Consider the following 24065-nt stretch of genomic DNA (forward strand, 5'->3'; position numbering starts at 1 on the left):
ATTTATCTCATGCGTCGCGCAGTCTTCAACCAAAAAGGCGGGGTTGGCAAATCCAGCATTGCCTGCAATCTCGCTGCGGTCAGTGCTGCCGAGGGTTATCGCACACTGCTTGTCGACCTCGATGCTCAGGCCAACTCCACTCACTATCTGACCGGCCTGACCGGCGACGACATCCCGGTGGGGATCACCGACTTCTTCAAGCAGACACTGTCGTCGAGCCCGGCGAGCAAAAGGCATCGCGTGGAAATCTGCGAGACCGGCCATGACAACCTGCACCTGATTACCGCCAGTGCCGAACTGGCGGATTTGCAGCCCAAGCTTGAGGCCAAGTTCAAGATCAACAAATTGCGCAAGCTGCTGGTGGAGCTGTCGGAAGATTACGAACGCATTTACATCGACACGCCGCCAGCGCTGAACTTCTACGCCTTCAGCGCGTTGATCGCAGCCGATCGTGTGTTGATCCCCTTCGACTGCGACACCTTCTCCCGTCAGGCGCTGTACAACGTCATCGCCCAGGTGGCCGAGTTGCAGCTCGATCACAATGAATCGCTGTCGGTCGAAGGCATCGTCGTCAATCAGTTCATCGCGCGCACTAACCTGCACGAAACGCTGATCAACGAGCTGATCGCCGAAGGTTTGCCGGTATTGCCGGTTTATCTGAACAGTTCGGTGAAAATGCGCGAATCCCACGAAGCATCGCTGCCGTTGATCCATCTGGACCCGCGGCACAAATTGACGCAACAGTTCGTCGAATTGCTGACCACGCTGGAGCGCGCGGCCTAGGTGCGCTGCCCTTGATTGCGTCGATGCTGATGCAGATCAACCGCCGCGGAGCACACAGCACATATCGTCGCTTTGTTCGGAGAAAATCAAAAAGCCGCGCTAACCTGTCTGGCGTGGCGAAGGTCCACCATCGTCGAGTGGTCAGATTTTCTTCGATGAACATCGACTGAACGGACGGAGGGCGAACATGATCATCAAAATCGAAAAAGCGGTATGCGGCTCAGACTGGCTGGTAATGCTCAATGACTATCCTGTGGCCTTTCGCTGCATGACCGAGGCAATAGCGTTCGCCGACCGGCTCAGAGCCAGGCTCGAAGCCCCCCACGTGATTCCCGTGCTCTGAAATGCGTTGACCCGGCGTCATCACCGCATCGCGTCGACATCAAGTGGCTGCCCTGGAGGCAGCCTTTTTTGCCGGAAGTCAGGCGGCGGCGCGGGCGGCGGCGACCTGCTCTTCGATGCCTTCCAGGTACTGCGCCTTCAATTCGACGGCCAGCGGCCCCAAGATCGGGTTGCCTTTGAAGTCCGACAGCAATGTCTCGATCACCCGGCCAATCTTTTCGTTGGCAGCATCGACGCTGGCGGGAATCAACGGATCGAACTGGATTTTCTCCATCTCGGCGTCGAGGGTCTTGAGCACGGGTTCCGCGTCCAGGATCTGGTTGCGCAGTGCGTCGAGTGATGATGGCATCGATAACATCCCTGTAAGTGAGCAGACCTGTACCCGCAGAGGCCGGGCTAGAGGTCCTGAGAAGCAGTGCTGATGGTGGTCATACAACTGCGGTGCCATGGTAGAGGACTTGTCGGCAACTGCAACCTGTTTATCGAAGCAGCCCCGCTGTCAGGCGCAGCGCTTGAGAATGGTCTTGATCGGATTGCGGACATTGCGCTTGGCGACATCCTTGGGCTTGATCCAGCGGCACCGGTCGATTTCATTGCCGGGGCGCGGCTTCTTCGGCACCGAAGCCTGCGCTTCAAACAGAAAGTGGATGACGTCGTCTTCGCGATACTCGGAGACATACACCAGCTCACCCAAGGCCAGGCCTGTTTCTTCGGACATTTCTCGCAGAGCGGCCTGCATCGGTGTTTCATCGCGCTCGATGCGTCCGCCGGGCAGGTTCCATTTCGAGCGGCGCTTGCGCACGAACAGAATCTGACCTTCGTGGCGATAGATCACCGTTGCGCGTCGCTTCATCCCTTTGCGTTTTGCCGTCTCGGCGTCCATTACTTTCATGTGCCAGCCCTGTCGTTTGTCTCAACTCACTGACGTGAACTTCGATGATCCACGATTGGCTGATATTGGTACCCGCAGAAGGTGTCCGAATGATGACAACGGTCTGTATCCCGGCGTATCTCACGGCCAACTGGCTACGTGCGCATACAAAACAAGGGTTGACCGACACCTCGCAGATACATCCCGCGACCAGTATGACCTCACCGCACCAGCAGGACCTTCCGGGTTCTCGTGATGCACATACTGGAGAAAACCGATGTCTCGCCCCAATCCTCACAAGTCCTCTCGAATCGCTGGCGCAGCACTGGCCGCCGCCGTCGCGTTCGCCGCATTGACCGGTGTCGCCCATGCTGAAGACAACAAGCCGGTCACCCAGGCGGCGCAACAGGCCGCGCAACAACCGCCTGCTGCAAAAAGCTGGCAGACCGGGCTGCACCGTACCGACCTCGTGCGTCAGGACCTGGGTGTCGCCGACCGTGAGGTCATTCAGGTCCGTGTCGACTTCGAACCTGGCGTCGCATCGCCGAAACACTCACACCCCGGTGTCGAAGTGGCTCATGTGATCAGCGGCACCTTCCAGTACCAGCTCGACGGTCAGCCGACCGTCACGCTCAAGGCCGGCGACTCGTTGTACATCCCGGCCGGCACCGCCCACGTCGCGACCAACATCGGCACCACCACAGGCTCGGAGCTGGCGACCTATATCGTGGAGAAGGATGCGCCGCTGGTGAAAGTCGAGCAGTAAGCAACCCTGCCCAAGACGGGCTGGATCAACCCTGTCGGGTCAACGTATCGAGCAGGCGCAGTTCGGACTTACCGGATCGTTCATCGGTGGCGTAGCTGAACACCGGAAAACTGCGCCCGGCGAATTCCTCGCCCCCGCTATCGATCGCTGTCTGGAAATCCTGTCTGGCGGCTTCCCATGACCGCGCCTTCGAGCTCGGCTGAAACAACATGCCGGCGATGGCTTCGGGCTTGACCCCGACGGTCTGGACTTCGTTGGTGATCAGAGGCTGGTCTGGCCGCTCCTGTTGATTGGCCTGGAGCCTGCCTAGCATCTTGTTCAGGCCGAACCGGGCGTCGGCTGGAAGCATCGCGCGTTTGTCATGCGGATTACCGGAACTGGCATCCGTGTCGTGAATACCGACAACGTGCTCACCCACTTTCTCAGGCAGTGCCAGAAATGCCATGTGCCGAGGAAAGCCTGTGTTTCCCCCCAGCAGGTAATAGTTTGGCCGCAGGTCGGTGTGGCCCAGGGTCCATTTGCGCATTCCGCCATGGCTCGTGGCCCCGTCGGTATGGCGCTGCTTCGCCTCATCGACCGTGACGTCACAGTGATGCAACTCATGATGGGCATTGGCTTTGGTCACCGTGCGGACCAGCAAGCCGCCCTGGGCGAAAGCGGCCTGGATATCACGAGGCTGGCTGTCGTGGGCCGCCATGCTGGGCGCCACCGGGGCAGCGTTCTGCAGCGGCGTGGCAGTGGAAACGTGTTGAGTCGTGAGGTTGTAGCTGTTCATGGGGACTTCCTGCGAGATGATCGTCCCCTGAGTGGCAAAACGTGCGCATGGGTTCCAGCCATGTTTGCCAGGCCTTGCGATGTCCGGCATGAGCGCTGTCCTGCGAACGTCACGCAATCTGTAGCAGCCTGGCTTGTCAGCGTCGGTGTTCTTGAAAACGCTGACGTCGGCAAGCCGGAGGGCTACAGGGATGGTGTCGAGCCGGACGCTATGGGGTTGCCCGCCTGAAAGCAGGCGGGTTCGGTAGTGACGCCGTTACGGTCGGGAAACCGGCTGTTCGGCATCCATGCCTTCCAGCCAGCGCGCCTCGGAACGGCGCAGATGTTCGCGCATCGCGGTTTGCGCGCCGATCAGGTCGCGGGCCTGAACAGCCTGCAGGATGGCTTCGTGCTCGGCGACCGCCGTGGCCCAGGTTTCGCGGTTTTCCGAGTGTTCGCTGATGTGCGCCGAGAGCGGGCTGTAACGCTCTTCGAAGAGCGAGGTGATGATGCGCAGCAGGGTCGAGTTGCCGCTCATTTTTGCCAGACGCTGATGGAACTTGCGGTCGTCGTCCAGCGCCGGCACGCCCTTGAGCGCGCCCTCGCGCATCTTGTCGATGCAGGTCTGCAGGTAGCGGTAGTCGGCCTTGGTGCCGTGAATGCAGGCCAGCATGATGCTTTCGCCTTCGATCAGCGCGCGGGCCTGCATGAGTTCGGAGGGGCTTTCGCCGAGGGTCAGGGTTTTGCCTTTCACGCCCAGCAGGTGTTCACAGACGTAGATGCCCGAGCCCATGCGGATCTCGACGCTGCCTTCGATTTCCAGGGCGATCAGCGCTTCGCGCAGGGAGGGTCGTGACACGCCCAGCAGTTGCGCGAGGTCGCGTTCGGGCGGCAGGCGGGTGCCGGGTTTGATGCCATCCTTGCGGATGTGCTCGCGCAGGCGGTCGGCGATGATCTGGTAAAGGCGGCGTTCGGTGGAGGGGCTGGCTGCGGTCATGGATCACGTTCCGTCGGACTGCGCCGGAGCATATCACAGGCGGTTTGTGGCGCTCTGAAACTGTAGGGTGTTACGCGGAGCTTGTAGGAGCTGGCTTGCCCTGCGAGCGCGCCGGGGTCGCGTCCGACCGAAGTCGTCGTAAAACCTGTGCACGCGGTGTGTCAGTTACTCCGCCGAGTCTGCTAACGCAGCCTGTTTCGCCTTCGGCACGTTACGCGGTCAAATGTAGGAGCTGGCTTGTCCTGCGAGCGGCGACGCAGTCGTCGTAAAACCTGTGCCTGCGGTGTGTCTGATGCACTGCATGGTCTGCTAACGCAGCCTGTTTCGCCTGACGGCGAGTTACTTGGAAAAGCCCCCCTCTCTGTTTCAAGAGCAGCCAAGGGCTTCTTACCCCGCCATACGGTGCCTCGCCACAGGCTCGACATACCCGCACTCCGGCAATGCTCCGTGGGCACGCCGCGAAAGGGCCATCCATGGCCCACGCGGCTCTCGCGGCATCCATGCCGCTCGACCCACTGCGCATCGCCTGCGTTCGGCCTTCTGGGATGGGGCCCCAAGATCAAAAGCTGAAAAGCACAAGCCAAGCGTGCGCATTCCCTGTGGGAGCGGGCTCGCCCGCGAAGGCGTCCTTGAGATCGCCATCGCCGGCAAGCCGGACTGCTTCGGATGGTTTTACGTTGTACCTGTAGGAGCGCGCTTGCCCGCGAAGGCGTGTTGCCAGATGCCGCCAGCATCCCTGGACAAACGAAGATCCACTGTGGGAGCGAATTCATTCGCGATGACCTTCCAGGCGATACACATCCATCGTCATGAACACCCCATCGCGGATGAGTTCGCTCCCACCGTTTTGCGCAGTGTCTGGCGAATTTCAGCCAGTCGGCGCTTGTCGACCTCGCGGGAACGCTTTACTGTATATAAAAACAGTATCGAGAATTCCCATGCAGTTGATCGACAAGCTGAGCATCCTCGCCGACGCCGCCAAGTACGATGCTTCCTGCGCCAGCAGTGCCGCGCCCAAGCGCAGTTCGGAGGGTAAGTCCGGTATCGGTTCGAGCAACGGTATGGGTATTTGCCACAGCTATACGCCGGACGGTCGCTGCGTCTCGCTGTTGAAGATTCTGCTGACCAATTTCTGTCTCTACGACTGCCAGTACTGCGTCAACCGCCGTTCCAGCGATGTGCCCCGCGCTCGCTTTACCCCGGAAGAAGTGGTCACCCTGACCCTGGATTTCTACCGCCGCAACTGCGTCAGCGGGTTGTTTCTCAGTTCCGGAATCATCCGTTCCGCCGACTACACCATGGAGCAACTGGTGCGCGTGGCGAAGCTGCTGCGCGAAGAGCACGAATTTCGCGGTTATATCCATCTCAAGACCATTCCCGAAGCCGACCCCGCACTGATCGAAGAAGCCGGGCGCTACGCCGATCGCCTCAGCGTCAACATCGAACTGCCGACCCAGCTCGGCCTGCAAACCCTCGCCCCGGAAAAGGAAATGGGCTCGATCAAGCACGCGATGAAGACCATCTTCACCGGCCAGCAGACCGTACTCAACGAACCCAGGGCGCCGCGTTTCACTCCGGCCGGGCAAAGTACGCAGATGATCGTCGGGGCCGACGACACCGATGACAGCACCCTGCTGCACACCGCCGAATCGCTGTACGGCGACTTCCGCCTCAAGCGTGTGTATTACTCGGCGTTCAGCCCGATTCCCAACAGCCCGAAAAGCGTTCCCCTCGCCGCCCCGCCACTGCTGCGCGAGCACCGCCTGTATCAGGCCGATTTTCTGTTGCGCGGTTATGGTTATCGCGCGGGCGAGTTGCTCAAGGGGCCGGGCGATCTGGCGCTGGACATCGATCCCAAGCTGGCGTGGGCGCTGGAACATCGCGAGGTGTTTCCGCTGGATCTGAATCGCGCCGAGCCGGCACTGATTGCGCGCATTCCCGGCATCGGCCTTCGTACCACCCAACGGCTGGTGGAGTTGCGGCGGCAACGGCGCATTCGTTATGAAGACCTGACCCGACTGCGTTGTGTGCTGACCAAGGCCAAACCGTTTTTCATCACCAGCGACTACCACCCGCGGCAGGCAGAAAGCACCAGTGGCGCGCTGCGCGAGCAGTTGCGCGATCGCCCGCAACCGCAACAGATGGCGTTGTGGGCATGATCGTTCTTGATTGCGACGACCAGTTCGACACCTGGCGCCAACAGGCACGCTGGCTGCTCAGCCACCAGATCGATCCGGATCAGGTCAGCTGGAGCGTGCAACAGGACGCCGATCTGTTTGGCAGCGACAGCCACTATCCGCAGCAACCCGGGCCCTTTCAGGCGCGTATTCCGCTCGCGCTGCTGGAGCTGTTGCAGAACGCCGCGCAGTATTGCGGCGAGCAGCGCTGGAGTCTGCTTTACGAGGTGCTGTGGCGGGTCAGTCATGGCGACCGCACCGCCATGTTGGCCGGCGACAGGCTGGGCAGCGAGCTGCATCGCCGACTGAAACGGGTCAGTCGCGAAGCCCATCACCTGCATGCGTTCTTGCGCTTCATCGCCTTGCCGGTCAGCGAAGACAGTGAGGATCTGAGCGCCAAGGCCGCGTTACTGGAAACCGAAACACTGCCGGAGTACGTCGCCTGGCATGAACCCGCCCACGACATTCTGCGCAGCGCCAGCGAGCATTTCATCGGGCGCATGGGCCGCCATCGCTGGATGATCGCGACGCCCAACGACGGTGTCTTCTACGACGGCGAGCGGCTGATTCATCAACGTCGCTGCCCTGCCGCCTGGCAAGCACTGGCTCGCAACGCCGACGATCCCCACGGCGAACTGTGGTTGACCTATTACAGCCACATCTTCAATCCGGCTCGTTTGAATCCGAAAGTCATGCAGGGCCATCTGCCCACGCGGTTCTGGAAAAACCTGCCTGAAGGGCCGTTGATTCCGGCATTGATCAGCGAGGCCCGCACCGGCAAGCAGCGTGACGGGCAAGCCCGGCAGATTGCCGGGCGTCAGGGGAAAGTGATCCGTGCGGGCAGCCGACTTCCGACATCGGCCGCTTCGAAATAACGTTCTACTGCCGGTGTACGGCGGTCTGCATGCCAGCGGTGCTGGTCGGTGCGCCGAGTGCGGTTTCGAAGAAACGCACGGCTTCGGCACTGAGGTTGCGGTGGATGTCTTCACGGTCGACACCGATGGCATCGGTACACAACACCGGCTGCGTCGCCCGCTGTTCGTCGTCACACGGCGCCATGAACACGAAGTGGCCAGCGCCCGCCAGCAATTTGAAGTCCGACACTTCCGGCAGTTTGCGCGCCAGTGCGGCGGCATTCTTGTCGATGGCCAGCAACTCGTCGCCATCGCCGCTGTACATCAATACCGGCACATGCACGTCGGCCAGGGTATTGCGCCCGAACATCAGGCCCAACGGCGCCATCAGCATCAACGCACCGACACGCGGATCGGCCTGGGCATGCAGGTCGTCGCGATCCGCCAGCAGCTCGCCCTGGGTCTTGCAGGCGTCGCGGTCTTGAGGGCGCTCGATGCAGTATTGACGCAAGCGCTGCAAGTCCGGCTGCGCGCCCGCCAGAATCAGCGCGGTCTCACCACCGGCCGAATAGCCAATGACGCCCACCCGCCGGGCACTGATGTATGGCGACAGCATCGGATCGAGCAGCGCGGCGCTGATCGCTTCGGAAATCTGCAATGGCCGGCCGTACAGGTTGCTCAAGGCACCCAGACGGCTGTGGTCGAGATAGTTGTCACCCGGATGAAACACTGCCACCACCACGAAGCCCTTGCGCGCCAGCGAAGTCGCCAGATCATGCTGGGCCAACGGCGTGCCGGTGTTGCCGTGGGACAGCATCAACAGCGGAAAACGCCCCATGGCGATTTTCGCGTCTTGCGCTGCCTGGATGGGATAGCCCTGCACGCGGGTGACCCGCTCACTGTCCGTGGACGGATAAAACGCGTAAGCGTGCATGGGCCGCGAATCCAGTGGATCGAGGAACGTCAGCTCGTGGAAACCCACGCTCCAGTCGTCCCGCTCGCTGGCCTGCACCGAAATCAGGCCGGCAAGCAGGCTAATTACCATCACTGCACAAAGACGCATCATTGCAATGCCCCTCACCTTGTTGACCCTGCGCTGCGCGTCATGCGCCGCAGGCCCCGCATCCCCCGTAAAACGGCGTCTGGCGCTATTCACAGGCAAGCTGTCGATAACATTCAGAGTCGCTTTGAGGTCAATAGTGCACAAGCCGGGCCAAGCTCAGAGAAATAAAAACGGTTGGCCGTACAAACTGCAGTGATGGCCGATGTCGGGGGCAATTTTACTGCCATCCGCCGTATCTTGCCCGCAAAGAATGCGCAAAGCCTGTCGCCAGGCTGAACGGTGCTACGGAAATGCCGAAAGCCCCGTTACCCAAAGACATGCGTCCTGGCTAACGGGGCTTTCGGTAACCGCGGCGGCAGCGCTGGGGGCTACCGCTTCGGGGATCAGGCGAACAGGGTTTCTTCGATGTGCTTCTTCGCGCTGGTCATGGCGTTGGCACGTGGCTCGTCGCCGTAGGCCAGGCCTTGAGCGTGAACGAATTGCAGGTCGGTCACACCGAGGAAGCCGAACAGCACTTTCAGCAGGTCGTCATGACCGGCGCTGGTTGGCTGGCCGCTGTGCAGGCCGCCGGCGGTGGAGACGATGATCACTTTCTTGCCGCCGCACAGGCCTTCCGGACCGGCTTCGCTGTAGCGGAAGGTGCGACCGGCAACGGCGATGCGGTCGATCCACGCTTTCAGCTGGCTCGGGATGGTGAAGTTGTACATCGGCGCGCCGATGACCACGACGTCGGCCGACAGGAACTCTTCCAGGGTGGCTTCGTTGGTTTCCACTTCCAGTTTCTGCGCAGCATCGCGGCCTTCGGCCGGAGTGCCGGCGGCGGCCAGGGTGGCGCCGGAGAAGTGAGTCAGTGCTTCGTTGGCCAGGTCGCGGTAAACCACTTGGGTGCCCGGCGCGGTGGCGACGAAGGAATCAACGACGCTACGGCTCAACTGGCGCGACGCAGAGTGATCGCCGAGGATGCTGGAGTCGATGTGCAAGAGTTTCATAGCGGGCTTCCTGAGTGAATATCGCCGCTTGGCGACTGAATGGCGATCATCCTACCTTGCAAACCAATGGTCGATTAGTCGGCAAAAATGTGATGGTTCGTCCCACTCATAGGACAGTCAGCATTTTCAGTGCACCCTCTCGATGTTTTTCTGGATCGCGACATTACTGCGGGATCTGTCCCGAATCCGCGCATAACGGACCCAACCCGATCAGCACAGCCGCCCGCCCGGGCTTCAGATACGACTCGATCCGCGTCAGGGTGCAAGGCTGCCATGCCTGCAACGCAGACGGCAGCGGTTCCACGGCGAACAACAGACCGGCCGTGTGGGTCAGGCCGCTGACCTGGGATTCGCTGACCGAAACGACGGGACGTCCCATGTAATAGACCAGCCGGATATCGGCATCCCCTGTCGCATAGGCCGGTACGCCCGGGTGTGCGTCGGTGGCAGCCTTTATCTGGATCAGGCCATCGACGCGATGGGCAAACACTCGCGCTTCCAGTCCCATGTAAAACACGACGTAGCCAGCCAGCATCAGCGCCGGGACGATAGACAGGCTTCTGCGCTGCCAGGAACGCCTGGCCTCGGTCAACAGTTGGTTCCAGCGCCACGCCAGCAGCAGTGCAAAGGCCGGGTAAATCGGCAACAGGTATTTGGCGTGTTTTTCGGTGAACAGCGAAAACAGCAGCAGCGGTACGCAGGTGCAGCACAGCAACAGGGTCAACTGCGGGCTCTTCCGGATGGACTGCCAGAACTGGCGCGGCCGCACCAGAACGATCAGCCAGAAAGGAAAGAAATCACCGGCCAGGTACAACAGGTAGGCGTACCAGGGCTCTGCCCCCTCACCGTTGATTTTCTTGACGATGTCTTCGTTGACGATGGCCGACCAGACGCCCCAGCCCTCCTGCACCGAGACTGCCAGATACCAGGAAGCGCCAATCAGCACCGCCAGCAGCCAGCCGCGGCCATCGCACAGATAAGCCCGGGCCCGGCGATCACCGGTGAGCAGCGCATAAACGAGTATCGGCACCGTCACCCACAGCAGGCAGACCGGCCCTTTGGTCAGCAACGCCAGGCCAAGCAACCCGTAGCTGAGCCAACTCCAGGTGCGTGAACCGTGTTCAAACAGAACGCGCCAGGCGCAAAACAGGGCCAGCAGGCACAGCCCGGTCAGGGTCATTTCAATTTCGGCGCGGCGGGCAAACAGGCTGAAACCGGCGTTGGCTGCCAGAAACACGACCGCCAGCAACGCGACCCGGCGCCCGGCGAACGTGCATGCCTGGCGATACAAGACCAGGCAACAGACCGTCGCGAACAATGCCGAAGGCAGGCGCACGCTCCATTCCGAGAGACTGCCAAGCAAGGACGTGCTGACCAGTGCCAGCCAATAGAACAGTGGAGGCTTGGCGAGATACAGCTCGCCGTTCATGTACGGCAGCAACCATTGCCCGGCCTCGTGCATCTCCCGTGCTGTCACGGCACGCCGGGCTTCGTTGACGCTCAAAAACGGCAGGTTTCCCAGGCCCCAGTAAAACAGCAGGAAAAGACAGACAGCCACACACAGGGTTGGCCAATCCAGGGTTCGTCGGGCCACGGGCATCGACTGTAATGCCTCACCTTCTGTATGCATCTTCGCCTCACTGCGTTTACGAGAATCGGACCTGTATGCCCGAGCGCGTCAGACGGGTCAAATGAAGGTCTCGTGAACCCAGGTTCAGCGCGGTTACACGGTGGCGCTCATGAAGCCGCGCCACTGTGCTGTCTGCTCAAAAATCATCCTCGACCTTGCCATTCTTGACCTTGAATTCCCGGCTTTGCAGGTAGGCGTTCCGGATGAACGTGTATTTGTCGCCGGTAATCACCTTCTCGGCCGACAGCAGACTCGCACGGGTGTCCACGATGTTGCCGCCGTAAAGGGTGTTGCGCGCGGGGATGTCGTTCATGTAGCGGTACGGCTGGGTGTAGGTGTCCGGATAGAGCGCCAGTCCGTCACGCACGGTGCTGGGCCCGAAGAACGGCAGCATCACGTAGGGACCGGTGGGCACGCCCCAGTGCCCCAGGGTCAGCCCGAAGTCTTCGTCGTTACGCTGCAGGCCCATTTTGGTGCCCACATCGAAAAAGCCGCCGAGCCCCAGCAGCGTGTTCAACAGCAGGCGTGCGGTGTCGACACCGGCAGCGTGTGCCTTGCCCTGCAGCACATCGTTGGCGAGGTTACTCAGGTCGCCAATGTTGTTGTACATGTGATGGATACCGTCTTGCAGAAACTGCGGCGTGACGAACTGGTACCCCTTGGCCAGTGGCTTCAGCGTGTAGGTGTCGAGGGTGTCGTTGAAGGTGTATATGGGTCGGTTGATTGCCTCCCACGGATCGTCGTCCGATGCCTGAGCCGCCAGCGGAAACCCTACGCCGGCGACGATGCAAAGCCGCGCCAGACACCCGGTGAAACCTCTATTGATCATGGACATAGCAGCAACTCTCGAATGAATGGAAAACGCTATGCCCAGCGGCAGTCGGGCGCGCCCGCAAAGGGCGAGTGGTCATGCCTCAAGCCGCTGGATGACACGCAGCCCTCCCTTCCCGTTCTTTCCGGGAAAGGCGGTAGAGCAAGGCAGGTAAAAACACGAAGGTCGACAGCAGCACTGCGAACAGGCTCAGCAACAATAGCAGGCCCATGCTGGCGGTGCCGGGGTGTCGGGCGATGGCCAGACTGCCGAATGCGGCCCCGGTGGTCAGTGCCGAAAACAGGATGGCGTGGGCAGTGGGTGAGCCCAGAAACTCCCGCCCGCCACTCCGCCAGTTCATCACGAAATAAACGTTGAACGACACGCCGACGCCCAGCAACAACGGCAACGCGATGATGTTGGCAAAGTTGATGGAAAGGCCCAGCAGGCGCGCGAGAAGCGCAGTCAACAGGGCTGACATCAGGAGTGTCAGCAACACCAGCAAGGTGTCGCGCAAGCGCCGCAAGACCAGCATCAGCACCACGGCGAGGGCCAGCGCCGCGCAGGCCGCCGCCTGATTGAACGCCTGCAGGATGGTGTCGGCCGACTCGACGGTGTCCAGTGCAGAGCCCACCGCCTCGGGCGCAACCGCCTGTACCGCCTCGACAAAACGGCGCAGCCCGACGGTCGTTTGCGCCTGTTCCCCCGGCGTCACCTGAATCCGGACCCTGCCGTCAGCGGTAAACCAGTCGCGGCGCAGCTCATCGGGCAGGCTCTGCAGGGTAATCCGTTGCGCCGACAGCGAAGCGCCCAGGCGTTTGAACGTCTCGGGCAGGAAGCGCGACAACGCCGCGTTTGCCGCAGTCAGCGTGCTATCCGGTGCCTGCGCCAGGCGCCCCAGCGACTCACCGAGGTCACGCAACGGCGAGTTCGCCGGCAATGCCCCGGCAATTCGGGCGATGGACTGGCTGGTGCTGCGTGCCACCTCACGCAGTTCGGCTGCGGTCGGCGTCGGCCGGGCTTCATGGGAGGCGACCACCGAGTACATCAGGTCCAGCGCCTGCTTGATCTGCTCCAGCTTGCCAGTCTGATCCTCAGGCACGAAATCGGCAGCGGAGACCACCTGCTCCACTTCCGGCAATGCCGACAGGCGCGCGCTCAGACTGCGCGCCGCCGCCAGGTCGGCCACCAGCACGTTGAGGGTGAAGGGGTTGGTATCCGGGTCGTTCATCAGCGAACTCAGGGTCTGCATCGCTTCGGTGTCTGCGCGCTTGGTGTGCAGCGGGTTGGCATCGAACGGCAAATCGAGCGCACTCCACGTCCCTGCCCCTGCCAGCAACACAAACAGCAACAGGACGGGTGCAGGGCGTTGCGCCAGCCAGCCGTCCGCCAGCCCTCCTCCCGGCAATTTCATGTCACCGAGACGCTGGCCGTTATCCAGCAGCCGCAACAGCGCCGGCAAGATCGTCAGCGTACTGAACAGCGCCAGCAACATGCCGACGCCGGCAATGATCCCCAGTTCCGCCATGCCGCTGAAATGCGTCGGCGCAAAGGCCAGGAAACCGCAGGCGGTCGCCAGTGCCGCCAGACCGATCTGCCCGGTCACGTGCAGCGCGGTGCGATGCAGCGTGTCGGCAAAACCCTGGTTCCCGCGCCGCAGTGCCTGCAGACGAACCCCGAACTGGATGCCGAAATCCACCGCCAGCCCGACAAACAGTACGGCAAACGCCACCGACACCATGTTCAGTCGCCCCACCGCCAACGCTGCGAAACCCAGAGTGAAGACAAGCCCGAACATCACCGTCAGCATCACCGCGAGCACCATTCGCCACGAGCGCAACGCCAGCGCCAGCAAGACCAGCACCATGACCACGGTGCCGATCGCGATGGGCACGGCGCGATCGGTCAGCGACTGGAACTCCTCGTCAGACAGCGGCACCGAGCCGGTGTAGTGCACCTGAACCCGACCGTTCTCGACGTCAGGCAACCGGGCGGCGATGTCGAGCATCGCCTGAGTCGCAGCCCGCCCCGGCTCCAGCGCTCCGTGATCCAGATCGGGATGGATCAGCACCAGTTCCACGGCACCGCCGGCGCTGGCGACCTGGGGGGTCAGCAGGGTTTGCCAGGACAACGGGGCAATCTGTCCGGCCAGTGCGGCGTTGAGCGTCCGGTCGATGCTGCGCAGTGGCGTGTCGAAACCGGAGAGATAGTCGGTCGCGCCGAAATCAACGACTTCCACCAGCCGATTGAGCGCCTTGAATAACCCCCGGGCCGATGGATCGGCGACCAGAGGGTCGAGTAACTGACTGTTCTGCAGCATGCTGTCGAGCACGTCGAACAGATCGCCAGACGGCAGCAGGAGCAAGCCCTGATGGTCAAAGAATGCGTTGATGCCCGGCGTCGATACCGAATGAAAGTGGCGGCTATCAGCGGCCAGTTCTGTGGCCAGAAGCAATGCGTTTTCCCGCGCTTCCTCAACCGTGGGGGCACGTACCACGGCCGTCAAGGTGTCGCTGAACTGCGGAAATTGCGCAGCAAACGCCTCGCTTTGCTGACGCCAGGGCAGATCCGCAGAAAACAGGTGATCGGAGTCACTGTCGATACTGAGCCAGGCATTGGCACTCGCCAGGCTGGCGGCGGCCATGATCATTGCCAGCATCAGCACCACCCACGGATGCCGACCGCTGGTATCCACCAGCCACACCAGCCACTGGCGGACTTTCTCGCTCATGATGGATGTACAACCGCGTGGGCCGACGGCAGCGGCTGCAAGCCGGGCACGATCAGCGCGGCGGCACGAAGCGAGCGAACGGCTTTGTTCATTCGCACGGCCAGCCCGGGCAAACGCAGCAGTAACTGCGGATTTTGCAGCAGCGCCGCAATCATCCGCGCCGGGCGCGGTCTGCCCCACGGGTCGATAGCGGCTTGCAGCGCTTCGGGTATCGGGTCGTCGCGCTCGTCGACAATGGCCCGCAACACCATGAAAGGCAGCTTGAGCTCCACAGCGACAGCGGCCACTGCCGCGCTTTCGGTGTCCACCGCTGCTGCTGAGCAGCGCTGGTGCGCAGAGGCCTTCTCCTCCACGGTCAACAGCGGCCGGGACACACTCAACAGATCAAGATCGAACGCCACCTTCAACACGGCGCCGTGCAGACGGCGATGAAGCTGCTCCCGCCACTCAGGGTCCGTGGCGTGGGCAAGGCCGCTGTCGTTCAATACCCGCTGCGGGCAGATCAAGGTTCCGCTGTGCAGACCGGCTTGCAGCGCACCCGCCACCCCAAAGCTGACGAGTGCCTGCGCTCCGGCATCGGCCAGCGCCAGCGCGCCTCGCCGGGCGGCGCCCTGGCCCATGCCGCTGAGCCACAGCGCACAGCCATCCACCAACGGAACCAGGGTTTCGGGCAACACCGCCGCTCGGGTCAAAGCCCTCGCCTCGGCGTGCAGAGCGACCACGAAACCCACCGAATTCAGTTTCACGGATGCGCCCTCGCCCGTCCCGCAAGGTAACGGTAGCGAGCCAGCGCATACAGCGGGAAATAGGCGGCGTAGCCGTGGTACTTGAGGTAGTACACCCGAGGAAAACCGGGGGCGTTGTGCGAAGGGTGCGACCACAGGCCGTCAGCCTGCTGGCTGGCGAGCAGACAGTCGATGCCGCGCCTGACCGAGTCGGACAACACCTCACCCAGCGCAAGTTGCGCCAGCACCGCCCAGGCCGTCGAATGCGGAGTACTGACGCCGGCGTTGGTGCCGGCCAGCGTCGGGTCAAAATAGCTGTCGTTGCTTTCGCCCCAGCCGCCATCGGCGTTTTGCCGGGAGCGCAGCCACTGGACCGCCTTGCGCAAATAGGCCTGATCAGGGTCTTCTCCGGCCAGTACCAGCCCGGACACCACGCTCCAGGTCCCGTAGATATAGTTGTTGCCCCAGCGCCCCCACCAACAGCCGTCATCCCGCTGGCTGCCACGCAGGTAGTCGACACAGCGGCGCAACGCCTGTTCGTCCTGCGCGCGCGACAAGATGCCGAGGCAGGCCGCCACACGGCCGGAGACATCCTCGGTGGGCGGGTCGAGCAGCGCGCCGTGATCGGCGAACGGAATCGCGTTGAGGTAGTAGTAGGTGTTGTCCGCATCGAACGCGGCAAACCCGCCGTTCTTCGATTGCAACGCCAGCATCCAGTCGGTAGCACGCTGGATATTGAAGGCGTGCTCGCCCGGATGACCGCGGCGGCGATCCCGCACATGCAGCAAGGCCGCCACCAACGCGGTGTCGTCAATGTCCGGGTAGTAAGCGTTGGCGTACTGAAAAGCCCAGCCGCCCGGCGTTGCGTCGGGCGCTCGCACCGCCCAGTCACCATGGCAGTCGAGCTCCTGGCGCGCCACCAGCCAGTCACAGGCGCGGGTGATGGCGCTCGCGGTCGCAGGATCGTCACCGCTGTGGAGCAAGGCCATCGCACTCCAGCCGGTGTCCCAGACCGGCGATACACAGGGCTGGCAGTAGGCCGAGCCGTCGGCGCGATGCACCACCAGTTTCTGAATCGAGCGCAGGCAGGTCTGACGCGCTGGATGATCCTTGGGATAACCCAGCAGCAACATGGCCTCGTAACTGTTGACCATCGGCGGAAAAATCGCGCCAAGGCCGTCTTCGCCATTCATGCGCGGCAGGAACCAGTTCTCGGCCTTGTGGATCGCGTAGCGACGCAAGCGGCGGGGAATCCAGCCATCAACGGCACGCCCCAGCTTGTCCACGCCCAGAAACAGCCGGTTCAACAAGCCGCCCTTGAGGAAATAGTTCTGTTCCTGCGCAGGGTCCACCGTGAACAGTTCCCGGATGCCGATACGTCGCGGGTTGATGGCTTTGGCTTTGAGGGTGCAGAGAATGGTCAGCGGCACGGTGGTCGTGCGCGCCCAATAGGACATTTTTTCGATGTGGATCGGCGCCCGCCGTGGAAACAGGATGATTTCCACTGGCAGGTACGGCGTGGCGCGCCACGGCACCTGCTCGAACATGGCAAGCAGGATGCGGGTGAACACGTTGCTTCTGGCGGCGCCTCCCAAGGCCAGTACGGCTTCCCGGGCAACGCGCATATGCGGCGCATCAGCCGCATCGCCCGCCGCCTTCAAGGCAAAATACGCCTTGACCGTACAACTGAGGTCCATCGCGCCGCCCACGTACTGTGCCCAGCCGCCGTGGCCGTCAAGCACTTGGGTGGCGCGCAGATAGCGCGCCATCTTGCTCTGCAGCCCGTCATCGATTTCGTCGGTGAAGTGCATCATCAGGATGTATTCGGCCGTGATCGTGCAATCGGACTCCAGCTCGAAACACCAGTGGCCATCGGCAGCTTGCCGCTTGAGCAATGCGCTGCGGGCGCGTCCGATGGCCGACTGCAGGAGATCGGGTTCGGACGTGCGGGGAACACTCTCGGCAATGCCGGGGGCAACAAGGGAAGACCGTTCCAACATGGCTGCTCATCACATGAGTCGTTGGCGTTGCGCCTGACCTGATGGCCAGGCGTGCGACGTGTATCCAGACGTTGTACAGGCTGTCACTGTGGGCCGGCACCGTCGCTGCAGTGCCGCCCGTGCTGCGTTGAAAAAGCCTAGACCAGATGCGGCTGCGCGGAAGTGCTCCACTCCGCCGACAACGGTGTCAGCGGGAGCCTGGAGGCCGCATTGGCGAACAGCCAGCGCAGGCCACTGTTGCTTTGTCCGCTCAATCGGGTAAGCAGCATGGTCGACGCCACTGCACCGTGAGAAATTTTCACCTGCTCACCGGCTGAAAAATCCAGGTGCTTCTGCAGCTTGCGCAAGGTCAGGACAGCCAACCCGATGTTCCACAGACAGAAGCGGCGAAACCCTTGATGCTTCGTCGGAATCGCCAGCGTGTAGTCCAGTGCGCAGCGCAAGTGGGCGTGAGCCACACCGATCAGCTCAGTCATCGCTCCCGCGTAACTGGCCTCCAGGTGGCAGGCTTCGAGCCCGTCGAGGCGCACGCCGTAGCGGGAAAAGACATCCTGCGGCAGCCAGCAGACCCCGTGTCGGTAGTCCTCCCACTGGTCCTTGAGAATGTTGGTCATTTGCAGGCCCTGGCCGAAAGATCGCGCCTGATGCATCAGCGTCTGACGCTGCCCCGCCAGCGCCGGGTCGAAATCGATGAGTAACTCGGTGAGCATTTCCCCCACGACACCGGCCACGCAATAACAGTAGCGATCCATGTCCTGCAGGGTGTCCAGACCGTGTACACCCACGGTCTGCTGGAAGCTGTGCATGCCCTGCGACATCACCGTCAGGCACTTCACGATCGCCAGCCGTTGCGACGGCTTCAGGCTCTGGGTCACCTGCAACACCAGCGGCAATTGATGCACCAGCTCGCGTTCGGCGACCGAGGTTTCCTGAGAAAACAGCGGCGCCACTTCGGCCGCAAACAGATGCGGGTCGATCCGTCCGGTCACGGCGTCGATGAAACCGTCTTCGTAGCGGCGTTTATCCTCGATGGAAAAAACCGGCTCGTCTTCGATGGTGTCGGCTATGCGGCACAGCAGGTAAGCGTTGGTGACGGCCCGGCGCAATGGCGGCGGCAACTGGGGAATGGTCAGAGCGAAGGTTCTTGAAACTTTAGGCAGTGTGGCGTCTTGATAAGCATCGGCACTGATATCGGCCGTATGGGGCGCAGGCGGGGGACTGAATAGGGTCATGCATGGCCCTCCTCTTCACCGAGTTAGGGATGGTTTGAAAATGCTGTGCTACACCCATCTTTTCAAATTTTCCGCTGCTCAAATGTAGTAGATATTTCTGGTCCATGCTGAATAACCTTGAGCCCTGAAATATCAACATTGCAGGCGTTGCCAAAGGATCATTTCGTGGTGAAATTTTCGTGAAGGTGTTGGTCACCGGCGCCACCGGTTTCGTCGGATCGGCCGTGGCCCGGCGGATTTTGCGCGAAGGCCATCAGGTCATCGTCATGGTTCGCCCCGGCTCGGACCGGCGCAATGTGCAGGGGCTGGACGTGCAGCTCGTGGAGGCCGACCTGACCCGGCCAGACACACTGTTGAAGGCGTGCGCGGGTTGCGATGCGCTGTTCCATGTGGCAGCGGACTACCGCCTGTGGGCGCCCCGGCCCGATGAACTTTATCTCACCAATGTCGACGGCACCCGTGCGCTGTTCGAGGCCGCCCGGGCGGCCGGGGTCTCACGTGTCGTCTACACCAGCAGCGTGGCCACCCTCGGCATTCCCGGCGATGGCAGCCCGGGCAACGAACTGACGCCGGTCTCTCTCGCCGACATGATCGGCCACTACAAGCGCTCCAAATTTCTCGCCGAAGCCTGTGTCAGGGACATGGCCGCTGCCGGCCTGCCGGTGGTGATCGTCAACCCGTCGACCCCCATCGGGCCGCGCGACATCAAGCCCACCCCCACCGGGCGCATCGTCCGCGATGCGATTGCCGGACGCTTGCCGGCCTATGTCGACACCGGTCTGAATGTCGTCCACGTCGACGATGTTGCCGAGGGGCATTGGCTGGCGTTTCAGCGCGGCGTGGTCGGCGAGCGCTATATCCTCGGCGGACAGAACCTCAGCCTGCGCGAGCTGCTCGGCGAAATTGCCGACATCGCCGGTCGTTCGCCGCCGCGCTGGCGCTTGCCGCACGCAGTGGTCATGCCCATCGCCCATGTTGCGCAAGGCTGGGCACGGCTGACAGGAACCTCGCCGATTGCCACGGTGGAGGAAGTGCGCATGTCGAAAAAACGCATGTTCTTTTCCAGTGCCAAAGCCGAACGCGAGCTGGGTTACGCTCCAGGTCCTGCGCGCCTGGCACTGGAAGATGCCGTGCGCTGGTTCCGGCAACAGCCATGAGTCATCGAATGAAACGCCGGGCCAGACGCGCCAGGCGCGGGATGAAGGTGGGCCGCAGCAGGCGCTTGTCGTAACCGGCCATGCGCCGTTGATCCTCGGCCAGGCACAGGTCGAGCAACTCAGGCAATTTCAGGTCCAGCCCGATCTGCTGGTGCCCGGTGAGGGTGAAGTTGGCGTCCTGCATTTGCTCGTGGCTGTCCAGGCCTCTGGCAATCCCGATGCGTTCCCAGACCAGAAACGCCCACACCCGGGCGACCTTGAACTCGAACTTCAGCCGCTGCCAGCTGTTCAGTTGTCGCCGGTGCCAACCGACCCAATTGGCGAAAAACAGAATGTGCCGCGCTTCTTCCTGAATCACCGGCTCGAAGGTCTCCACCAGCTCTTCCGGGAAAAACCCGGCCTGCCTGGCTGAGGCAAACAAGCCGAACGCGAAGAAGCTGTCGATGCATTCGCTGTAACCCGTGACCAGCCAGCCCCACTCCGGGTCTTTGGGCACCAGATACGCCGGCTCCGGTTCCAGCGCAATGCCGTACGCCTCCACCAGTTTGCTCAGCACGACTTTGTGTCGGGCCTCTTCACCGCCGTCCATGACCAACGCCTCGCGCAACAGCGGATCGCCGATGCGCTCGGCATAGGTCTGCACCCGCAACTGAGCGCGGCCTTCGGTCTGTACCGCGATGTCCCAGATCGGCAGCGACGTGATGCGCTGCAACACCTCCGGAGTGAGCTGCGGCCAGACCATGACCGCGGGTTTATAGGGGTTGTGGGTGTCCAGCAACATGCGACAGAACAGCCGTTTGTGCGCCTCGGAACCAATCTTTATGCGTCCGGGTTCTTCGCTGTTCCAGTGGCGCATGGCATGGTCAGCAGCCGCGATGGGGGCATCACTGGTCATCAAGGATCTCCTTTTGCCGGTTGACTGTCAGCGCATGGCGACCGTGCAGCCTGCGTATCTCCATCCATTGCCAGGAGAGCAGCGCCGGCACGCCGAAACCGACTTCACGCAGGCGTTTGACCAGCGACAGCGCGATGCTGACATCGGGTGGGACGCCGATCATGCTGCCGAACAGCAACAGCCCGCCCTCCTGCACACCCAACCCGGCGGGCACGATGAAAATGATATGGCGCAGCGCCTGGATCACCGCCTCGATGGCGATGGCATCCCAGACGCTGACCGGATACCCCAGCATATGCAGGGCCAGCCAGCACTCGAAACTGCCCAGCACAAAGCCCGCCAATTGCCAGGCACCTGCGCCCACCAGCAGCGCCGGGCGGGCACACAACTCGCCAATGGCCAGGTCCAGGCGGTTGCCGTCGATCAACTCGCTGAGGCGCGAACGCCCGCCCAGCATTCTTTCGGCGACCTCTTCCATGCGGGTGAATATCCGGCCGTATCGCACCACCAGAAACAGGCCTATAGGCAATGGCAGGCTGACGGCCAGAGCGACCAGCACTGAGTCGAGAGCACCCACGTGCTGACTGAGCACAATCAGCAGGACGATGCCCAGCGCGGTAAACAGGTACTGATTGAGCAGCGTCAACAGCACTTCGATGATCACGCTGGCGGTGGCTGACGCACCGTCGATGCCACGCCATTTGACCAGGCGAATGCCGACGATCTCACCACCGATATTGGCCACCGGCAGCAAACGGTTGCAGCCTTCGCGCACGGCAGCGACCCAGAACAGATAGCCAACGCCAGCGGCACGTTGCGGATCGCGGGGCGCCAGCAACAAGCGCCAGCCCACGACATCCAGCAGCAACGGCAAGACATGAAACGGTAGCAACCAGAGCAGCGCCCAGCCGGCGTGATCGAGTGCGCCGAGAATCGCCGAAGCGTCCTGATGCAACACCAGTGCGATCACCACCAGCAGGCCCAACACCCCGGCGATGTAGCTGGCGAGCTTCATGACAGCGCACCGGCGTCGCCGAATCCGTTGCACAACCGGTAGTGCCCGGCGATCACGCTGCGCACCCGCGGTGACAACAGCGCCGCCAGTTCGTCAGCGTGCCGGTAATCCGCCATGCCCGGCGTCAGCCCGCCATGGGTCGCCGGGTGCAGGTACAGCTCCGACAGGCCATCGGGCATGCGTTGCAACATGTCCAGCACCACGTTTTCATCCATGCCGCCACTGTGCTGCAGCCCGAACGCATGGTCGTTGTAGACCACCCCGGCGCGCTTCATCTGCCATCGCATCAGCGCAAGCCACGGACGCAGCCACGGCCCCATGCCGGGCTCGGCCGGCAGCCGGACGGCACGCAAGCCGAATTCGCGTCCGATGGACAACATCAACGACAACACCGTTGGATGCAGATGAAAGTGCTTGTGGGCGTTGACGTGGTCCAGCGTCAGCCCCGTGGCCGCAAAAGCCTCGAACTGGGCGCGGATTTCGGCGGCCAGCTGGCGTCTGACGCCGGGCAGGAAATAGAAGCGAAAACCGGCGCGCACCATGTCATTGCTGAAACAACCCTCAGCGTCCACCAGGTCCGGTATCCGCTCGGGCGTCAGCATCGCCTTGCCCTCGACCAATACCAGGTGCAACCCGACCGCCAGCCCCGGCAGTGCCCGGGCGCGGCTGACCGCATCAGCAGCTGCGGGCGCTGCCACCATCAGACTGGCAGCGCGCAGCACACCTTCGCGGTAAGCCTGTTCCACCGCCTGATTGACCGCCGGATGCAAGCCGAAGTCGTCGGCGGTGACGATCAGCCGCGGACGCGCCGCCCCTGCCGACTTCACTCACGCCTCGTGGGCGCGCAGGAAACGCATGAACTCCACGCCTTCACGCAAGCGGCGTTTGGTCATCTCCCAACTGCAGAGCATCTCCTTGACGATTTCCCAGATTTTCGAAGGCCGGAAATAGAAGCTGCGGTAAAAGGTCTCGACGCCATGGAAGATGTCTTCCCGCGACAAATGCGGGTAGGTGATCAACGCCAGTTGCACGCCCTTGTCGTTGACCAGATTGACGTCGCGGTTCGGCTCCAGCCAACCGTTCTCCACCGCTTCCTTGTACATCCGGGTGCCCGGATACGGCGCCGCCAGCGAAACCTGAACCGTGTGCGGGTTGATTTCCTTGGCGAAGGCGATGGTTTTGGCGATGGTTTCCCGGGTTTCGCCGGGCAATCCGAGAATGAAGGTACCGTGAACCTGAATGCCGAGTTTTCGGCAGTTTTCGGTGAACGTGCGGGCAATGTCAGTGCGCAGGCCCTTTTTGATGTTGTGCAGAATCTGGTCGTCACCGGATTCGTAACCCACCAGCAACAGGCGCAGGCCGTTATCTTTCATGATCTTCAGCGATTCGTAGGGCACGTTGGCCTTGGCGTTGCAACTCCAGGTCCAGCCGAGGGCGTGCAGCCCGCGGGCAATTTCGTGCACACGTTCCATTTGCGAGCTGTCGGTGAAGGTGTCGTCATCGAACATCAACTCCTTCACCTGCGGCATGTTTTCCTTGATCCATTTGGCCTCGGCCACCACGTTGGCGGCCGAACGCACGCGATAACGGTGCCCGCCCACGGTTTGCGGCCACAGACAGAACGTGCATTTGGAACGACAGCCGCGACCGGTGTAGATCGAGACATACGGGTGTTTGAGGTAGCCGATGAAATAGCGCTCGATTTTCAGGTCTCGCTGATAGACCGGCGCCACGAACGGCAACTGGTCCATGTCCTCGATCATCTCCCGCGCCGGGTTGTGCTGTACGGTGCCATCGGCCAGTGTGTAACTGATGCCCGCGACCTCGCTCAGGTGCCGCCCTTCGGCAATTTCCTTGCAGGTGAAATCGAATTCTTCCCGGGCGACAAAGTCGATGGCGGCCGAGGCCTTCAACGAATCCGTGGGGTCGACGGCCACTTTCGCGCCGATCATGCCGATCACGATGGCGGGGCGCCGCTCTTTCAGCAATTCAGCGAACCGGGCGTCGGTGGGAAATGAAGGGGTGCTGGTATGAATGATGACCAGCTCATACTCGGCGGCGATCTGTAATGACTGTTCGACGCTGAGTTCTTCCACCGGAGCGTCCAGCACACGCGAACCTGGCACCAGCGCTGCCGGCTGGGCCAGCCAGGTCGGGTACCAAAAGCTCTTGATCTCGCGTTTGGCCTGATACCGGGAACCGGCACCGCCGTCGAACCCGTCGAAGGACGGAGCTTGCAGAAAAAGCGTCTTCATTGGAATGTTCAGCCCCCAG

The 24065-nt window shown here is 62.1% G+C and carries 22 protein-coding genes; 6 read left to right on the forward strand and 16 right to left on the reverse strand.

What is annotated here, in order from left to right; translation table 11 throughout:
• Window positions 1-9: 9 nt before the first annotated feature.
• Window positions 10-783, forward strand: coding sequence for a ParA family protein (locus ACIPL0_RS23720; protein WP_400601297.1), 774 nt, complete (start codon window positions 10-12; stop codon window positions 781-783).
• Between the two features lie 187 nt (window positions 784-970).
• Window positions 971-1126, forward strand: a complete 156-nt coding sequence (locus ACIPL0_RS23725; RefSeq protein ID WP_400601298.1) for a hypothetical protein — start codon at window positions 971-973, stop codon at window positions 1124-1126.
• A gap of 78 nt (window positions 1127-1204) precedes the next feature.
• On the opposite strand, the gene ACIPL0_RS23730 is transcribed toward ACIPL0_RS23725, so the two are convergent.
• Window positions 1205-1474 carry a hypothetical protein gene (locus ACIPL0_RS23730; protein ID WP_400601300.1) on the reverse strand — a complete coding sequence of 90 codons (270 nt, stop codon included), beginning with the start codon at window positions 1472-1474 and terminating at the stop codon, window positions 1205-1207.
• Between the two features lie 150 nt (window positions 1475-1624).
• Window positions 1625-2017 carry an NUDIX hydrolase gene (locus ACIPL0_RS23735; protein ID WP_400601302.1) on the reverse strand — a complete coding sequence of 131 codons (393 nt, stop codon included), beginning with the start codon at window positions 2015-2017 and terminating at the stop codon, window positions 1625-1627.
• 256 nt (window positions 2018-2273) lie between these two features.
• On the opposite strand from ACIPL0_RS23735, the gene ACIPL0_RS23740 reads away from it, so the two are divergent.
• Entirely contained in the window at window positions 2274-2762 is a 489-nt protein-coding gene (locus ACIPL0_RS23740) for a cupin domain-containing protein (RefSeq protein WP_400601304.1), read from the forward strand.
• Between the two features lie 25 nt (window positions 2763-2787).
• On the opposite strand, the gene ACIPL0_RS23745 is transcribed toward ACIPL0_RS23740, so the two are convergent.
• Complete coding sequence (locus ACIPL0_RS23745) at window positions 2788-3537, reverse strand: hypothetical protein (RefSeq protein ID WP_400601306.1); 750 nt, start codon at window positions 3535-3537, stop codon at window positions 2788-2790.
• 255 nt (window positions 3538-3792) lie between these two features.
• Window positions 3793-4512: a FadR/GntR family transcriptional regulator gene (locus ACIPL0_RS23750; RefSeq protein WP_400601308.1), complete on the reverse strand. Its 720-nt coding sequence runs from the start codon at window positions 4510-4512 to the stop codon at window positions 3793-3795.
• 938 nt (window positions 4513-5450) lie between these two features.
• On the opposite strand from ACIPL0_RS23750, the gene ACIPL0_RS23755 reads away from it, so the two are divergent.
• Both ACIPL0_RS23755 and ACIPL0_RS23760 read left to right on the forward strand, forming a co-directional pair.
• Window positions 5451-6671, forward strand: coding sequence for a putative DNA modification/repair radical SAM protein (locus ACIPL0_RS23755; RefSeq protein WP_400601310.1), 1221 nt, complete (start codon window positions 5451-5453; stop codon window positions 6669-6671).
• A complete protein-coding gene (locus ACIPL0_RS23760; protein WP_400601312.1) occupies window positions 6668-7564 on the forward strand; it encodes a TIGR03915 family putative DNA repair protein in 897 nt (298 codons plus the stop codon). The genes ACIPL0_RS23755 and ACIPL0_RS23760 overlap by 4 nt, the downstream gene beginning before the upstream one ends.
• Window positions 7565-7568: 4 nt before the next feature.
• Here the strand turns inward: ACIPL0_RS23760 and ACIPL0_RS23765 are convergent, their stop codons facing one another.
• The 8 genes from ACIPL0_RS23765 to ACIPL0_RS23800 form a co-directional block, all read right to left on the reverse strand.
• A complete protein-coding gene (locus ACIPL0_RS23765) occupies window positions 7569-8609 on the reverse strand; it encodes an alpha/beta hydrolase family protein (RefSeq protein WP_400601314.1) in 1041 nt (346 codons plus the stop codon).
• 380 nt (window positions 8610-8989) lie between these two features.
• A complete protein-coding gene (locus tag ACIPL0_RS23770; protein WP_400601315.1) occupies window positions 8990-9595 on the reverse strand; it encodes an FMN-dependent NADH-azoreductase in 606 nt (201 codons plus the stop codon).
• A 163-nt stretch (window positions 9596-9758) separates the two neighbouring features.
• The gene (locus tag ACIPL0_RS23775; RefSeq protein ID WP_400601317.1) at window positions 9759-11225 is read right to left on the reverse strand and encodes an ArnT family glycosyltransferase; all 1467 of its coding nucleotides are present in this window, start codon (window positions 11223-11225) and stop codon (window positions 9759-9761) included.
• Window positions 11226-11361: 136 nt separating this feature from the next.
• Window positions 11362-12060: a VacJ family lipoprotein gene (locus ACIPL0_RS23780; RefSeq protein WP_400601319.1), complete on the reverse strand. Its 699-nt coding sequence runs from the start codon at window positions 12058-12060 to the stop codon at window positions 11362-11364.
• Between the two features lie 79 nt (window positions 12061-12139).
• Complete coding sequence (locus ACIPL0_RS23785) at window positions 12140-14767, reverse strand: MMPL family transporter (RefSeq protein WP_400601321.1); 2628 nt, start codon at window positions 14765-14767, stop codon at window positions 12140-12142.
• Window positions 14764-15513: a purine and other phosphorylase-like protein, family 1 gene (locus tag ACIPL0_RS23790; protein ID WP_400601323.1), complete on the reverse strand. Its 750-nt coding sequence runs from the start codon at window positions 15511-15513 to the stop codon at window positions 14764-14766. Before ACIPL0_RS23790 ends, ACIPL0_RS23785 begins: the two co-directional genes overlap by 4 nt.
• Window positions 15510-17492 (reverse strand): squalene--hopene cyclase, encoded by a 1983-nt coding sequence (gene shc / locus ACIPL0_RS23795; RefSeq protein ID WP_400601324.1) that lies wholly within the window; start codon window positions 17490-17492, stop codon window positions 15510-15512. The genes ACIPL0_RS23790 and shc overlap by 4 nt, the downstream gene beginning before the upstream one ends.
• Before the next feature lie 137 nt (window positions 17493-17629).
• Window positions 17630-18724, reverse strand: a complete 1095-nt coding sequence (locus tag ACIPL0_RS23800; RefSeq protein ID WP_400601326.1) for a phytoene/squalene synthase family protein — start codon at window positions 18722-18724, stop codon at window positions 17630-17632.
• A 179-nt stretch (window positions 18725-18903) separates the two neighbouring features.
• On the opposite strand from ACIPL0_RS23800, the gene hpnA reads away from it, so the two are divergent.
• Window positions 18904-19881: a hopanoid-associated sugar epimerase gene (hpnA, locus tag ACIPL0_RS23805; protein WP_400601327.1), complete on the forward strand. Its 978-nt coding sequence runs from the start codon at window positions 18904-18906 to the stop codon at window positions 19879-19881.
• A 1-nt stretch (window position 19882) separates the two neighbouring features.
• Here hpnA and ACIPL0_RS23810 read toward each other — a convergent pair whose 3' ends face one another.
• The 4 genes from ACIPL0_RS23810 to hpnJ are packed head-to-tail and all read right to left on the reverse strand — an operon-like array spanning window position 19883 to window position 24046.
• Complete coding sequence (locus ACIPL0_RS23810) at window positions 19883-20776, reverse strand: ferritin-like domain-containing protein (RefSeq protein WP_400601329.1); 894 nt, start codon at window positions 20774-20776, stop codon at window positions 19883-19885.
• Window positions 20766-21791: a flippase-like domain-containing protein gene (locus ACIPL0_RS23815; RefSeq protein ID WP_400601330.1), complete on the reverse strand. Its 1026-nt coding sequence runs from the start codon at window positions 21789-21791 to the stop codon at window positions 20766-20768. Before ACIPL0_RS23815 ends, ACIPL0_RS23810 begins: the two co-directional genes overlap by 11 nt.
• Window positions 21788-22618 carry a hopanoid biosynthesis-associated protein HpnK gene (hpnK, locus tag ACIPL0_RS23820; RefSeq protein ID WP_400601332.1) on the reverse strand — a complete coding sequence of 277 codons (831 nt, stop codon included), beginning with the start codon at window positions 22616-22618 and terminating at the stop codon, window positions 21788-21790. Before hpnK ends, ACIPL0_RS23815 begins: the two co-directional genes overlap by 4 nt.
• Window positions 22619-24046, reverse strand: coding sequence for a hopanoid biosynthesis associated radical SAM protein HpnJ (gene hpnJ, locus ACIPL0_RS23825; protein ID WP_400601333.1), 1428 nt, complete (start codon window positions 24044-24046; stop codon window positions 22619-22621). It abuts the gene before it with no gap.
• Between the last annotated feature and the right edge of the window lie 19 nt (window positions 24047-24065).

Source organism: Pseudomonas sp. NPDC090208 (assembly GCF_044746785.1).
Classification (GTDB): domain Bacteria; phylum Pseudomonadota; class Gammaproteobacteria; order Pseudomonadales; family Pseudomonadaceae; genus Aquipseudomonas.

What these genes read in the sequence shown, in the direction of transcription:
- ACIPL0_RS23720 (WP_400601297.1), top strand. Translation starts at nt 10, where the DNA reads ATGCGTCGCGCAGTCTTCAACCAAAAAGGCGGGGTTGGCAAATCCAGC.
- ACIPL0_RS23725 (WP_400601298.1), top strand. Translation starts at nt 971, where the DNA reads ATGATCATCAAAATCGAAAAAGCGGTATGCGGCTCAGACTGGCTGGTA.
- ACIPL0_RS23730 (WP_400601300.1), bottom strand. Translation starts at nt 1,474, where the DNA reads ATGCCATCATCACTCGACGCACTGCGCAACCAGATCCTGGACGCGGAA.
- ACIPL0_RS23735 (WP_400601302.1), bottom strand. Translation starts at nt 2,017, where the DNA reads ATGAAAGTAATGGACGCCGAGACGGCAAAACGCAAAGGGATGAAGCGA.
- ACIPL0_RS23740 (WP_400601304.1), top strand. Translation starts at nt 2,274, where the DNA reads ATGTCTCGCCCCAATCCTCACAAGTCCTCTCGAATCGCTGGCGCAGCA.
- ACIPL0_RS23745 (WP_400601306.1), bottom strand. Translation starts at nt 3,537, where the DNA reads ATGAACAGCTACAACCTCACGACTCAACACGTTTCCACTGCCACGCCG.
- ACIPL0_RS23750 (WP_400601308.1), bottom strand. Translation starts at nt 4,512, where the DNA reads ATGACCGCAGCCAGCCCCTCCACCGAACGCCGCCTTTACCAGATCATC.
- ACIPL0_RS23755 (WP_400601310.1), top strand. Translation starts at nt 5,451, where the DNA reads ATGCAGTTGATCGACAAGCTGAGCATCCTCGCCGACGCCGCCAAGTAC.
- ACIPL0_RS23760 (WP_400601312.1), top strand. Translation starts at nt 6,668, where the DNA reads ATGATCGTTCTTGATTGCGACGACCAGTTCGACACCTGGCGCCAACAG.
- ACIPL0_RS23765 (WP_400601314.1), bottom strand. Translation starts at nt 8,609, where the DNA reads ATGATGCGTCTTTGTGCAGTGATGGTAATTAGCCTGCTTGCCGGCCTG.
- ACIPL0_RS23770 (WP_400601315.1), bottom strand. Translation starts at nt 9,595, where the DNA reads ATGAAACTCTTGCACATCGACTCCAGCATCCTCGGCGATCACTCTGCG.
- ACIPL0_RS23775 (WP_400601317.1), bottom strand. Translation starts at nt 11,225, where the DNA reads ATGCATACAGAAGGTGAGGCATTACAGTCGATGCCCGTGGCCCGACGA.
- ACIPL0_RS23780 (WP_400601319.1), bottom strand. Translation starts at nt 12,060, where the DNA reads ATGTCCATGATCAATAGAGGTTTCACCGGGTGTCTGGCGCGGCTTTGC.
- ACIPL0_RS23785 (WP_400601321.1), bottom strand. Translation starts at nt 14,767, where the DNA reads ATGAGCGAGAAAGTCCGCCAGTGGCTGGTGTGGCTGGTGGATACCAGC.
- shc (WP_400601324.1), bottom strand. Translation starts at nt 17,492, where the DNA reads ATGTTGGAACGGTCTTCCCTTGTTGCCCCCGGCATTGCCGAGAGTGTT.
- ACIPL0_RS23800 (WP_400601326.1), bottom strand. Translation starts at nt 18,724, where the DNA reads ATGACCCTATTCAGTCCCCCGCCTGCGCCCCATACGGCCGATATCAGT.
- ACIPL0_RS23810 (WP_400601329.1), bottom strand. Translation starts at nt 20,776, where the DNA reads ATGACCAGTGATGCCCCCATCGCGGCTGCTGACCATGCCATGCGCCAC.
- ACIPL0_RS23815 (WP_400601330.1), bottom strand. Translation starts at nt 21,791, where the DNA reads ATGAAGCTCGCCAGCTACATCGCCGGGGTGTTGGGCCTGCTGGTGGTG.
- hpnJ (WP_400601333.1), bottom strand. Translation starts at nt 24,046, where the DNA reads ATGAAGACGCTTTTTCTGCAAGCTCCGTCCTTCGACGGGTTCGACGGC.